We start from the raw sequence: 13,070 nt of genomic DNA, 5'->3' as shown, positions 1-13,070 counted from the left end.
GCCCGCGTTGGGCTGCGCAGCAGCCCCAATAAGAGCGCTGCAGTGTGCCAGGCAGGTCCGGGGCTGTGTTTTGGGGCTGCTGCGCAGCCCAGCGCGGGGCTCGCTCACCACAGTTACAGTGTTCCTCCTTAACTGACTGATATTAGGGCAAGCCCCCTCTCACATGGTTGACCCCGTTGTGTCAATGCTTGCCGGGCATGTCGATGCCCAACTGGTTGACTCGGCGGTACAGGGTAGCCCGGGAAATCCCCAGCGCCTGCGCCGTCGGCAACGGCTTCCAGCGATGCCGGATCAAGGCATCCAGTACCACTTGGCGTTCCGGGCTGACGCTGTGCTCGGTCAGCGTCTCGACCTGTTCGCCACGCACTTCCACCGGCAAGTCCGCCAACTGAATCGTGCCGCCTTCACACACTGCACAGGCATACGCCAGCACATGGTGCAGCTGGCGCACATTGCCCGGCCAGGCATAGCCCAGCAGGCGTTCCAGCGCGGCCTGGCCGATGCCGACCGAGATGCCGCTGCTGCGCGCTTGCTGTTCCACCAGCCGGTTGATCAATGCCAGCTTGTCGCTGCGCTCGCGCAGCGGCGGCAGGCAGAAGCGTGCACAGCCGAGACGGAAGTACAGGTCTTCGCGAAAGCGCCCGTCGCTGACCAGCACGGCCAGGTCGCGGTGGCTGGCGCAGATCACCTGGATGTCTACCGTGCGGGTCTTGGCCCCACCCAGGGGCGCGACTTCACCCTCGGCCATCACCCGCAGCAGGCGCGTCTGCAACGCCAGCGGCATATCGCCGATTTCATCGAGGAACAGGGTGCCGCCATCGGCCTGCACCAACAGCCCCGGCATGCCTTTGCTGGAGGCACCGGTAAAGGCCCCGGCCACGTAGCCGAACAGCTCGCTTTCAATCAGGTTCTCGGGGATCGCCGCGCAGTTCACCGCGACAAAGGGGCCTGTTCGCCGGGCGCTGCGTTCGTGCAGTTGGCGGGCGAAAACTTCCTTGCCGGCGCCGGTTTCACCCTGCACCAGCACCGGCAGGTTGCGGTCCTTGACGCGCACGGCCAGGCGCAGGTGTTCTTCCACCCGTGGGTCGACCTGGGTGTGCGCAACGGGCCGTGCCGGTCTGCGGCGCGGGGCGTTGACCCGCACGTGCAGCACGCCAGGCTCGCCCAGCCATTGCAGGTGTTGGGTCGATTGATCGGTGGCCGCGCGCAATGCATCCAGATCGAACACCTCGCCGATATGCGCCGGCACCTGGCCGAAACGCCGGCGCAATGCCTGGCGCGCCTTGCTGTTCAGGGCGTGCAGGCGCCCGTCCTGGTCCCAGGCCAGCAGCAGGTCGGGCTGGCTGTCCACGTAGCCCGGTGTGCTGTGGGCCTGGAGCACCCAATGCTCGCGGGCGCTGTGCATGAAGAAGGCGTTTTCGATGGCCTGGGCACTCTGGGCCACCATCTGCCGCACCAGGTGCTGGCTGCGCCGGTCATCCGGGGATTTGAGCGCCGAGGCATCCATCACCCCCAGCAGGTTGCCCTGGGGGTCGAAGATCGGCGCGGCGGAGCAGGTCAAACTGATGAAGGCGGCGCGGAAGTGGTCGCGCTTGTGCACGGTCACTGCGGCTTTGCTGGTCAGCACCGTGGCCACGCCGCAGGTGCCTTCCTCGGCTTCCGACCAGCAGGTGCCGAGGTACAGGCCGGCTTTGCGGCAGTCGCTGCGAATGGTGCTGTCGACGCGGTGGTCGATGGTTTGGCCCTGGGCGTCGGTGAGCATCACGCAGTAGTCGGCGTGGCGCACCCGGTGGTGCAGTTGCCCGACTTCTTCGCCGGCGATGCGCATGAACAGCTCGGCGCGTTCGCGGCATTCCTTGAGCAAGGGTTCGGTAAGGATACGGGGCCCCTGCAGCGAGCCGGGGTCGAGGTGGTGTTGTTCCATGGAGCGCCGCCAGGAATCGAAAATCAGCGACGGCACCGGCGCCTGGGGCAGGCGATCGGCATTGCGGACCACGCGACTGACGCAGTCGACGTGCTCCCTGGAGTTCGCGGCGAGCATAAGGCCTCCGGTTCTCGATCTTTGTTGTTATGCCCGCCATTAAGCGCCCGTGGGCGCGAGGGGACAAGGGCGACCTGACCAACAGCCCAGCGTGAGACGCGGCGTCTCATTTCGGCCGAGACGTCGCCTGCACAGTGCAATGCGCCGTCTCATTCTGCACAGGCATACCGTCCCGGCACAACCGCACGGCACTGCTCTGGATCAAGGCTTTGCCAGGTTTCATCGCACCTTGGCACAGGCTGTGCTGAACCACTTGCAGCTGGCCGCAGCCAGCCTTTTGTGTGTCGAGACAACCTGGAGAACAACAAGATGTCCACCCACCTGTCCACCGATCAATTGCTGCATGCCTACACCGTGATGCGCACCATCCGTGATTTCGAAGAGCGCCTGCATGTGGAATTCGCTACCGGCGAGATCCCCGGTTTCGTGCACCTGTATGCCGGCCAGGAAGCCAGCGCAGCCGGGGTCATGGCCCACCTCAACGATGAAGATTGCATCGCCTCCAACCACCGTGGTCATGGCCATTGCATCGCCAAGGGCGTGGATGTGTTCGGCATGATGGCCGAGATCTACGGCAAGAAAACCGGCGTGTGCGGCGGCAAGGGCGGTTCCATGCACATCGCCGACCAGGAGAAGGGCATGCTCGGCGCCAACGGCATTGTCGGGGCCGGTGCGCCGTTGGCAGCAGGCGCCGCGCTGGCCTCCAAGCTCAAGGGCAGCCAGGGCGTGGCGGTCGCATTTTTCGGCGACGGCGGCTCCAACGAGGGCGCGGTGTTCGAGGCGATGAACCTGGCGTCGATCATGAAACTGCCGTGCCTGTTCGTCGCCGAGAACAACGGCTATGCCGAGGCCACCGGTTCCGGCTGGTCGGTGGCGTGCAAGGACATTGCCGAGCGGGCGGTGGGCTTCGGCATGCCGGGGGTGATTGTCGATGGCAATGACTTCTTTGCCGTGCACGCGGCGTTGGGCGTGGCGGTGGAGCGCGCGCGCCAGGGCGACGGGCCGACCTTGGTGGAAGTAAAGCTGAGTCGCTTCTACGGCCACTTCGAAGGCGATGCACAAACCTATCGTGGCCCGGACGAGGTGAAGAACCTGCGCGAATCCCACGATTGCCTCGCACTGTTTCGCCAGCGCTGCAATGCCGAAGGCTGGCTTGACGCGGCCCAATTCGAACGTATCGACGGCGAGGTCGCGCAGTTGATCGACGACGCCGTGCGCCTGGCCAAGTCCGATCCCAAGCCTCAGGCCGCCGACCTGCTCAGTGATGTCTACGTCGCCTACCGCTAATAACTACAAGACTCGGAGAGAATTTCATGGCTCGCAAAATCAGCTATCAGCAGGCAATCAACGAAGCCCTGGCCCAGGAAATGCGCCGCGACCAGAGCGTGTTCATTATCGGCCAGGATGTCTCCGGCGGCACCGGCTCCCCCGGCGAGCAGGACGCCTGGGGCGGTGTGCTGGGCGTGACCAAGGGCCTGTACCCGGAGTTTCCGGACCGGGTACTCGATGCGCCGTTGTCCGAAGTCGGCTACGTCGGCATGGCCGTCGGTGCCGCCACCCGTGGCATGCGCCCGGTGTGCGAATTGATGTTCGTCGACTTTATCGGCTGCTGCCTCGACCAGTTGCTCAACCAGGCCGCCAAGTTTCGCTACATGTTCGGCGGCAAGACCACCACGCCGCTGGTGGTGCGCGCCATGTACGGTGCCGGCCTGCGTGCCGCCGCCCAGCATTCGCAGATGCTCACCTCGATGTGGACGCACATTCCCGGGCTCAAGGTGGTGTGCCCGGCCACGCCCTATGACGCCAAGGGCATGCTGATCCAGGCGATCCGCGACAACGACCCGGTGATCTTCCTCGAACACAAGATGCTCTACAGCCTCCAAGGTGAGGTGCCGGAAGAGCTATACACCGTGCCGTTCGGCGAAGCCAACTTTGTGCGCGAAGGCCGCGACGTGACCCTGGTGACCTACGGGCGCATGGTGCATATCGCCCTGGAAGCCGCCGCCAATCTGGCACGCCAGGGCATCGACTGCGAAGTGCTGGACCTGCGCACCACCAGCCCGCTGGACGACGACAGCATCCTCGAGAGCGTGGAGAAAACCGGGCGCCTGGTGGTGATCGATGAGTCCAACCCGCGTTGTTCCATCGCTACCGACATCAGTGCGTTGGTGGCCCAGCAGGGCTTCTCGTTCCTGCGTGCGCCGATCGAGATGGTCACCGCGCCGCACACGCCGGTGCCGTTTTCCGATGCGCTGGAAGACCTGTACATCCCCAACGCCGCGAAGATCGAGGCCGCGGTGCTGAAGATCGCCGACAAGAGGAATGCCGCATGATCCATACCTTGACCATGCCCAAGTGGGGGCTGTCGATGACCGAAGGTCGCATCGATGTCTGGCTCAAGCAGCCCGGCGACCGGGTGGAGAAGGGCGAAGAAGTGCTGGACGTCGAGACCGACAAGATCTCCAGCAGCGTCGAGGCGCCGTTCAGCGGTGTGTTGCGCCGCGTACTGGCGCTGAGCGACGAGACCTTGCCGGTGGGCGCGCTGCTGGGGGTCGTGGTGGAAGGTGAGGCCAGCGAGGCGGAGATCGATGCGGTGATCGAAAGCTTCAACGCCGGGTTCGTCTCAAGCAGCGCCGAAGCCGAAGCCACCGGGCCGAGTGCGCAGAAGGTCGAGGTGGGCGGGCGCTTGCTGCGTTATCTCGACCTGGGCGAGGGCGGCACGCCGCTGGTGCTGGTGCATGGCTTTGGCGGCGACTTGAACAACTGGCTGTTCAACCAACCGGCCCTGGCCGCCGAGCGCCGGGTGATCGCCGTGGATTTGCCGGGGCATGGCGAGTCGGGCAAGCATCTGCAAACCGGTGACGCCGAAGAGCTGAGCCAGGCGGTGCTGGCCTTGCTCGATCACCTCAAGCTCGACCGCGTGCACCTGGCCGGGCACTCCATGGGCGGCTTGGTCAGCCTGACGGTCGCCCGTCAGGCTCCGGCGCGCGTTGCCTCACTGACCCTGCTCGCCAGCGCCGGGCTGGGGGCGGACATCAACGGCGATTACTTGCAAGGTTTCACCGAAGCCAATAACCGCAACGCGCTCAAGCCGCAACTGGTGCAACTGTTCAGCGACCCGGCGCTGGTGACGCGGCAGATGCTGGAGGACATGCTCAAGTTCAAGCGGTTGGAAGGGGTGGATCAGGCGTTGAGGCAACTCAATGCCCAACTGTTCGAGGGTGGGCGCCAGCGCCTGGATTTGCGCAACGTGGTGGGGCGGCAACCGAGCCTGGTGATCTGGGGCAGTGACGATGCAATCATCCCGGCCGGCCATGCCCAGGGGCTGGAGGCCCAGGTGGAGATTCTGCCGGGGCAGGGGCATATGGTGCAGTTGGAGGCGGCGGAACGGGTTAACCAACTAATCTCAACCTTCCTGAAATCCCAGCCTTGAAATGCAATTCAATGTGGGAGGGGGCTTGCCCCCGATTGCGGTAGTTCAGATACAGAGATGTTGACTGAGCCATCGCCATCGGGGGCAAGCCCCCTTCCACATTTTCAGATGCATTTCAGATTGAGCGCTTCAGGGTTTCGCTGGGCAGTTCCTTGAACAACGCTCGATAGCTGTTGGAGAACCGCCCCAAATGCCAGAACGACCAGTTCATGGCCACCTCGGCCACGGTCGTTCCGGCACCGCTCAACAATTCCCGCCGTGCCCCGTTCAACCGGCGCAGGCGCAACCACTGCGCCGGGCTGATCCCGGTGTAGGTCTTGAACCCTTGCTGCAACTGGCGCAGCGGTACGCCGGCAATCCGCGCCAGTTCCAACAGGTTGACGGTTTCGTCCGGCGCATCCGCCGCCCACTCGCCTATGCGCGCCATCAACCGGCGTTCTTCACTGCGCTTTTGCAATGAGCTGCGATCCAGGCACACGCAGGCGTTGTCGAGGATGAACAGGCAGTCGTCGAGCAACTGCCGGGTGAGGGACACCGGGTCGATGTCCGTGGACAAGCGCGTCAGGGTGCCACTGAGCCAACGGCTGAACAGCGCGTTCTGCTGGCAGGCCAGCGGCGCCATGAACAGGCCTTCCAGTGTGGCCACGTCCAGGCCATGGCGCTGCACGAACTGCGGGCCGAACACCACCGCCACTTCGCGGTAGTTTTCCGGGGTGATCCAGGTGTTGCGGCTTTCGCCATTGAGCAGATACAGCGCGTTGTCGCTGCCATCGAAACAGAACGCCAGCGCGCCCGGCGGTGCGTTGAAGTGCTGCTCCACACGGGTGTTCATGCTCTCTTCGTACACCTGCACACCGTGCAGGTCGAGGTAGCGGACGCGCCCGGCGAAATGCCCCGGGGACATCTGCTGGTACTGCTGCACCCAGCCGGGTGTCGCACGGCATTGGGTGGCCACATCAGCGGTGGTGAAGGCCTGTACGCGCAAAGCGGTTGCCTGGGTCATGGGGGATCCGTGCGCACTCTATTGGTGCGCTGTGGGGCGTGCAAAGTGGATAGATGGCCTGTGAAGGCTGGCCCAAGATAGACCTCAATGCGCCGCGAGTACAAGGCGGCGCAGCACCCACCCCATGACGAGGTCCTTATGAACGCCCCCTTCGATCAGCTGTACACCTGGCTGAAAGAACACAAGATTACCGAAGTCGAATGCGTGATCAGTGATTTGACTGGCATCGCACGCGGCAAGATTGCGCCCACCAACAAGTTCCTGCATGAGCGAGGCATGCGCCTGCCGGAAAGTGTGTTGCTGCAAACGGTAACCGGGGACTTTGTCGACGACGAGATCTACTACGACCTGCTGGACCCGGCCGACATCGATATGGTCTGCCGCCCGGTGGCCAACGCGACCTACGTGGTGCCGTGGGCCATCGAGCCTACCGCGATTGTGATCCACGACACCTTCGACAAGCATGGCAACCCCATCGAACTGTCGCCACGCAATGTGCTGAAGAAAGTCCTGCAGCTTTACACCGACCAGGGCTGGCAGCCGATTGTCGCGCCGGAAATGGAGTTCTACCTGACCCAGCGCTGCGAAGACCCGGACCTGCCGCTGAAAACCCCGATTGGCCGTTCCGGCCGTGCCGAAACCGGGCGCCAGTCGTTCTCCATCGATGCGGCCAACGAGTTCGACCCGCTGTTCGAAGACGTCTACGACTGGTGCGAAGCCCAAGGCCTGGACCTCGATACGCTGATCCATGAAGACGGCCCGGCGCAGATGGAAATCAACTTCCGCCACGGCGATGCCCTCGACCTGGCCGACCAGATCACCGTGTTCAAGCGCACCCTGCGCGAAGCCGCGCTCAAGCACAATGTGGCCGCCACCTTCATGGCCAAGCCGGTGGCCGACGAGCCCGGCAGCGCCATGCACCTGCACCAGAGCGTGGTGGAGATCGCCACGGGCAAGCCGGTGTTCGTCGACGCCGACGGCAACATGAGCCCGCTGTTCCTGCACCATATCGGCGGCCTGCAGAAGTACATCCCCAAGCTGTTGCCGATGTTCGCGCCCAACGTGAATTCGTTCCGCCGCTTCCTGCCGGACACCTCGGCGCCGGTCAATGTGGAGTGGGGCGAAGAAAACCGTACCGTCGGCCTGCGCGTGCCCACCTCGAGCCCGGATGCGATGCGCGTGGAAAACCGCCTGCCGGGCGCCGATGCCAATCCCTACCTGGCCATTGCCGCCAGCCTGCTGTGTGGCTACCTGGGGATGATCGAGCAGATCGAACCCAGCGCTCCGGTAGAAGGCCGCGCCTATGAGCGCCGCAACCTGCGCCTGCCGTTCACCCTCGAAGACGCCCTGGCGCGGATGGAGGACTGCGACACGGTCAAGCAGTACCTGGGCGACAAGTTCGTGCGCGGCTACGTCGCGGTCAAGCGCGCCGAGCACGAGAATTTCAAGCGGGTGATCAGTTCCTGGGAGCGTGAGTTCCTGCTGTTGAGCGTCTAAAAAACACAAAAGGGGTGTCGATATGCGTCTTGTGAACAAGCTTCTCCCGCTGGCCCTGGTGGCCGCGTTCAGCGGTGCCGGCCAAGCTGCGCCGACGGTGAGCGTCTACAACTGGACCGACTACATCGGCGAGACCACCCTGGCGGATTTCCAGGCCAAGACCGGGATCAAGGTGATCTACGACGTGTTCGATTCCAACGAAACCCTGGAGGGCAAGTTGCTCGCCGGTCGCACCGGCTATGACGTGGTGGTGCCCTCCAACCACTTCCTGGCGCGCCAGGTAAAGGCCGGCGCGTTCCTCAAGCTCGACCGTTCGCAGTTACCCAACTTCAAGAACCTCGACCCCAAGCTGCTCAAGCTGCTGGAGAAAAACGACCCGGGCAATGCGCACTCGGTGCCGTACCTATGGGGCACTAACGGCATCGGCTACAACGTCGACAAGGTCAAGCAGGTGTTGGGTATCGACCATATCGATTCCTGGGCGGTGCTGTTCGAACCGGAGAACATCAAGAAGCTCAACCAGTGTGGCGTGGCCTTCCTTGATTCAGCGGATGAGCTGTTCCCGGCGATCCTCAACTACATGGGCAAGGACCCGCGCAGTGAGAACCCCGAGGACTACCAGCAGGCCGAGGCCAAGCTGTTGACGCTGCGGCCGTACATCACCTACTTCCATTCCTCCAAGTACATTTCAGACCTGGCCAACGGCGATATCTGCGTGGCGTTCGGCTATTCCGGCGATGTATTCCAGGCGGCCAACCGCGCCAAGGAAGCCAAGAACGGCGTGAATATCGCCTACTCGATTCCCAAGGAAGGCTCCAACCTGTGGTTCGACCTGCTGGCGATCCCGGCCGATGCGAGTCACCCAAAAGAAGCCCATGCCTTCATTAACTACCTGCTCGACCCTGAAGTGATCGCCAAGGTCAGCGCCTCGGTCGGTTACGCCAATGCCAACCCGGCGGCGAAGGCGTTCATGGCCCCTGAACTGGTGAACAACCCCGAGGTGTACCCGTCCCAGGCGGTGCTCGACAAACTCTATATTTCCACCACGCCGACCCCGGCGACCATGCGCCTGATGACGCGCGCCTGGAGCAAAGTGAAGACCAACAAATGACCCCATCCAGCGACCATGCCCGTTCCTACTATCTTGCGTCGGCGAATGCCATGCTGGAGCGCCCGGCACTGGGCGCCGACCTGAGCGCCGATGTGTGTGTGATCGGCGCTGGTTTTACCGGGGTCAACACCGCTATCGAACTGGCCCAACGCGGGCTCTCGGTGATCCTGCTGGAGGCCCGGCGTATTGGCTGGGGCGCCAGCGGGCGCAATGGCGGGCAGTTGATTCGCGGGATCGGCCACGATGTGTCGGGGTTCGCCAAGTACGTGGGCGAGGAGGGCGTGCGTTACCTGGAACGGGCCGGGATCGAGTCGGTGGCCCTGGTGGGCGAGCGCATTCGCGAGCATGGGATCGACTGCGACTTGCGCTGGGGGTTTGCCGAGCTGGCCAACACCCCGGCGCAGTTCGCTGCGTTCAAGGGCGAGCAGGACAGCCTGGCGCGCCTGGGTTATGTGCATGAAACCCGCCTGGTGGGCCCGCAGGACATCCGCGACGTGGTGGATTCGACGCAGTATGCCGGCGCCTTGGTGGACATGGGCTCCGGGCACCTGCACCCGCTGAACCTGGTGCTCGGCGAGGCGCAGGTGGCCGAGTCCCTTGGGGTGCGGATCTTTGAGCACACCGAAGTGCTGGAACTGATCCACGGCGACACGGTGCAGGTGCGTTGCGCTGGCGGCACGGTACGCGCCGCCAGCCTGGTACTGGCCTGCAATGCGCACCTGGAAGAACTGGAGCCGCGCCTGAGCGGCAAGGTGCTGCCGGCGGGCAGCTACATCATCGCCACCGAACCGCTGTCGGTTGCACAGGCCAATCAGTTGATCCCGCAGAACCTGGCGTTGTGCGACCAGAAAGTCGGCCTGGATTACTACCGGTTATCCGCCGACCGTCGCCTGTTGTTCGGCGGTGCCTGCCATTACTCGGGGCGCGATCCCAAAGACATCGCGGCCTATATGCAGCCCAAGATGCTCAAGGTGTTCCCGCAATTGGCCGACACCGCCATCGCGTTCCAGTGGGGCGGCAGGATCGGCATCACCGCCAATCGCTTCCCCCAGGTCGGGCGGCTCAAGCAATACCCGAATGTGTTCTACGCCCAGGGCTATTCCGGGCATGGGCTCAACGTGACCCACTGGTGCGCGCGGCTGCTGGCCGAAGGCATACACGCGGGCCACAGCCATGGCCTGGATGTGTTCAGCCAGGTGCCGCACATGACCTTTCCCGGCGGCAAGGCGTTGCGCTCGCCGCTGCTGGCGTTGGGAATGGCGTGGCATCGCTTGCGGGAATTGATGCATTGAAGCCCGGGGCGTGGCAGGCTGTGCACGACGTTTTACTACGACTTTTGGAGATTTAGCGTGCCAACAGCATCTGCAGTGATTGAAATCCCGGTATCGGCCGAGACGGTCTGGCACTTGGTGGGTGGCTTCAACAGCCTGCCGGACTGGCTTCCGTTTATCGCCAAGAGCGAGCCCGGTGAAGGTGGCCGCGTGCGCCATCTGACGACCGCCGACGGGGGTGTGATCGTCGAGCGTTTACAGACCTTCGATAACGTCGGGCGTACTTACAGCTACACCATTGAAGAGTCGCCGTTTCCGGTGAGTGCCTATCTTGCGACCGTGCAGGTTGAGGCGTTGAGTGATTCGTCGGCGAAAGTGACCTGGTCCGGTGTGTTTACCCCGGCGGCGGGTACCACGGAGGCGGCGGTGGAAGAGCTGTTTGCCGGGGTGTACAAAGGCGGGGTCGAGGCGTTGCGCGCCAACTTCTGAGACGATCTACCCGGCAATGCAAGACTCATGTGGGAGGGGGCAAGCCCCTCCCAGATTGACCGAAGTGAACTCAGGCTTCGGGCATCAGTTGCTGGCGGCACTCCAGCACCAGGCGCGCGCCGCCTTGCTCGCTGGTGCCCACTTCCAGCTTGAACCCATGCAGGTTGATGATCGCGGCCACAATCGACAGGCCCAACCCAAACCCGCCTTGCTGGTCGCCTTCATCCACCCGATAAAAGCGTTGGAACACCGCATCGCGTTCCGCCGCCGGTATGCCGGGCCCGGAGTCGTGCACTTCGATGCGCGTGCTGCCGGCATCGTTGAGCCCCCGCAGGATCACTGCGCCGCCCGCTGGAGAGAACTTGATGGAGTTGCTCAGCAGGTTGGCCAGGGCTTCGAACAACAGGGCGCGGTCGCCGGTGATCCATGGCAGGGACTCGGGGACTTCGAGTCGCAACTGCAATTCGCCTTCCTCGGCCAGGGGCAGGTAGAAGTCATGCAACTCGCGCAGCAGCGGCAGCGGGTCCATGACCAGGAAACCGGAACGGCGTTGGTGGTCTTCCAGCTCGGAGATACGCAGCAGCCCGCGAAAGCGTGCCATCAGGGTGTCGGTCTCGGCGATGGCGTCGTCCAGTTTCACCGCGTAGCCGGAGTCCTGCTCGGCCTCCTGGCGGATGCGGTAGAGCTGCGCACGCAGGCGGGTCAATGGGGTGCGCAGGTCGTGGGCGATGTTGTCGCACACGCCTTTGACCTCGTTCATCAGTTTCTCGATGCGGTCGAGCATGGCGTTGACGATGGCCGCGAGCATGTCCAGTTCGTCACGCCGGTTGGACAGCGGCAAGCGGTGGGTGAGGTCGCCGGCGACGATGGCTTCGGCGCTGGCCTGGATCCCGCGGATCCGGCGCAGCGGGCGGCGGCGCAACAGATGCCAGCCGGCGGCGCCGGGGATAATGGTCAGGGACAGCGCCCACAGCAGCGCATGCCAGATGATCCGTGTCACACCGAACAGCGAGCCATTGGCGCGCACCAGTACCAGCCAGCGGCCGTCGTCGGTATGGCTGGCGACGGCGTCGCAGCTGTCCTTGGGCAGTTTGGGGTCGTCGGAGTCGACGCAATTGGCCAGGGTGTGGATCTTGCCGTCCAGCGGCAGGTCGGAGGGAATCGCGCGGATCGGCCCACTCAAGGGGCGGAACTGCTCATCGAACAGGCCGTAGGCGTCCACGCCCTTCATGTCGAAGGTCATGCTGGTGGTCAACGCTTCCACCAGTTCTTCGCCGTCGAAGCGCTGGAACAGGTGCTGGCGTTGCATCAGCGAATGGCGCGACAGGTCACTCAGGTAACCCGAGACCTCGTAATACAGCACCCCCATGAGGATGCAGCTCCAGGCCACGAACAACGAACTGTACAGCGCCAGCAAGCGGCTGCTGGATGAACGCCAGCCCTTAGAGGGGTTCAGCAATGACATAACCGGAACCTCGTACCGTGCGGATCAGCGGTGTGAGGCCCGGTGGATCGATTTTCTTGCGCAGGCGGCCGATGTGCACGTCGATCAGGTTGGTGCCCGGGTCGAAGTGATAACCCCAGACTTCCTCGAAGATCATCATCCGCGACAGGATCTGGCCGGTGTTGCGCATCAGGAATTCCAGCAGTTTGTATTCGGTGGGCAGCAGGCTCAGGGGCTGGTCGGCGCGGCTGGCTTCGCGGCTGATCAGGTTCAGTTCCAAGTCGGCCACGCGCAGGGCGGTTTCGAATTCCTTGACCGTGCTTTTGCGGCGCAGCAGCACTTCGACGCGGGCGGCCATTTCGTCGGAGGCGAAAGGCTTGGTCAGGTAGTCATCACCGCCGGCACGCAGGCCACGCACGCGCTCGTCGACGTCGGAGAGGGCGCTGATCATCAGGATCGGCGTCGATACGCCGATGGTGCGCAGGGTGGTGACGATGGCCAGGCCATCGAGTTCCGGCAGCATGCGGTCGAGGGTGATCAGATCGTAATCACCACTCACGGCGCGGACCAGGCCTTCGCGGCCGTTGTCCACCCAATCTACGTCCAGTCCATGGCTACTCAGCTCGGCGACGATCTCGCGGGCCGTTACGGCGTCATCCTCGATGGTCAAAATGCGGGTCATAGGATTACCTGGTGAGCGATTCACACTAGAAGTGGGGGCATTTTGCCAAGAAATGGCTGAACGCTTCCTAAATAAAACTTCATGTTGGCAAAACTGACA

General features: G+C 63.7%; 11 protein-coding genes. 7 read left to right on the top strand and 4 right to left on the bottom strand.

All coding sequences use genetic code 11. The features are described from left to right. Nucleotides 1–181: 181 nt before the first annotated feature. Nucleotides 182–2,041, bottom strand: coding sequence for a sigma-54-dependent Fis family transcriptional regulator (locus AC07OT_RS20295; protein ID WP_495108895.1), 1,860 nt, complete (start codon nucleotides 2,039–2,041; stop codon nucleotides 182–184). 309 nt (nucleotides 2,042–2,350) lie between these two features. Between AC07OT_RS20295 and AC07OT_RS20290 the strand changes: the two genes are divergently transcribed. Genes AC07OT_RS20290 through AC07OT_RS20280 form a run of 3 tightly spaced genes read left to right on the top strand, consistent with a single transcriptional unit; the run spans nucleotide 2,351 to nucleotide 5,474 of the window. Then, on the top strand, nucleotides 2,351–3,328 hold the full coding sequence (locus AC07OT_RS20290) for a thiamine pyrophosphate-dependent dehydrogenase E1 component subunit alpha (RefSeq protein ID WP_027606545.1): 978 nt from the start codon (nucleotides 2,351–2,353) through the stop codon (nucleotides 3,326–3,328). Between the two features lie 26 nt (nucleotides 3,329–3,354). Next, complete coding sequence (locus AC07OT_RS20285) at nucleotides 3,355–4,374, top strand: alpha-ketoacid dehydrogenase subunit beta (RefSeq protein ID WP_115486285.1); 1,020 nt, start codon at nucleotides 3,355–3,357, stop codon at nucleotides 4,372–4,374. Next, complete coding sequence (locus tag AC07OT_RS20280) at nucleotides 4,371–5,474, top strand: acetoin dehydrogenase dihydrolipoyllysine-residue acetyltransferase subunit (RefSeq protein ID WP_495108894.1); 1,104 nt, start codon at nucleotides 4,371–4,373, stop codon at nucleotides 5,472–5,474. The genes AC07OT_RS20285 and AC07OT_RS20280 overlap by 4 nt, the downstream gene beginning before the upstream one ends. 115 nt (nucleotides 5,475–5,589) lie before the next feature. Here AC07OT_RS20280 and AC07OT_RS20275 read toward each other — a convergent pair whose 3' ends face one another. Beyond that, complete coding sequence (locus AC07OT_RS20275; protein WP_495108893.1) at nucleotides 5,590–6,477, bottom strand: helix-turn-helix domain-containing protein; 888 nt, start codon at nucleotides 6,475–6,477, stop codon at nucleotides 5,590–5,592. A 138-nt stretch (nucleotides 6,478–6,615) separates the two neighbouring features. Between AC07OT_RS20275 and AC07OT_RS20270 the strand changes: the two genes are divergently transcribed. Genes AC07OT_RS20270 through AC07OT_RS20255 form a run of 4 tightly spaced genes read left to right on the top strand, consistent with a single transcriptional unit; the run spans nucleotide 6,616 to nucleotide 10,845 of the window. After that, on the top strand, nucleotides 6,616–7,974 hold the full coding sequence (locus tag AC07OT_RS20270) for a glutamine synthetase family protein (RefSeq protein ID WP_495108892.1): 1,359 nt from the start codon (nucleotides 6,616–6,618) through the stop codon (nucleotides 7,972–7,974). A gap of 22 nt (nucleotides 7,975–7,996) precedes the next feature. After that, nucleotides 7,997–9,085, top strand: a complete 1,089-nt coding sequence (locus tag AC07OT_RS20265; protein ID WP_065941165.1) for a polyamine ABC transporter substrate-binding protein — start codon at nucleotides 7,997–7,999, stop codon at nucleotides 9,083–9,085. Next, a complete protein-coding gene (locus AC07OT_RS20260) occupies nucleotides 9,082–10,377 on the top strand; it encodes an NAD(P)/FAD-dependent oxidoreductase (protein WP_495108891.1) in 1,296 nt (431 codons plus the stop codon). Before AC07OT_RS20265 ends, AC07OT_RS20260 begins: the two co-directional genes overlap by 4 nt. A 57-nt stretch (nucleotides 10,378–10,434) precedes the next feature. Further along, on the top strand, nucleotides 10,435–10,845 hold the full coding sequence (locus tag AC07OT_RS20255) for an SRPBCC family protein (RefSeq protein ID WP_495108890.1): 411 nt from the start codon (nucleotides 10,435–10,437) through the stop codon (nucleotides 10,843–10,845). Between the two features lie 70 nt (nucleotides 10,846–10,915). On the opposite strand, the gene AC07OT_RS20250 is transcribed toward AC07OT_RS20255, so the two are convergent. Together AC07OT_RS20250 and AC07OT_RS20245 are read right to left on the bottom strand one after the other, a co-directional pair. Then, nucleotides 10,916–12,310, bottom strand: a complete 1,395-nt coding sequence (locus AC07OT_RS20250) for a sensor histidine kinase (RefSeq protein ID WP_027606537.1) — start codon at nucleotides 12,308–12,310, stop codon at nucleotides 10,916–10,918. Continuing rightward, nucleotides 12,288–12,971, bottom strand: a complete 684-nt coding sequence (locus AC07OT_RS20245) for a response regulator transcription factor (RefSeq protein WP_010564812.1) — start codon at nucleotides 12,969–12,971, stop codon at nucleotides 12,288–12,290. Before AC07OT_RS20245 ends, AC07OT_RS20250 begins: the two co-directional genes overlap by 23 nt. Nucleotides 12,972–13,070: the final 99 nt, after the last annotated feature.

This window comes from Pseudomonas sp. GW821-FHT09C10 (assembly GCF_059418085.1).
The sequence above is the reverse complement of the archived record's forward strand: the minus strand, read 5'-3'. Positions and strand labels throughout refer to the sequence as shown.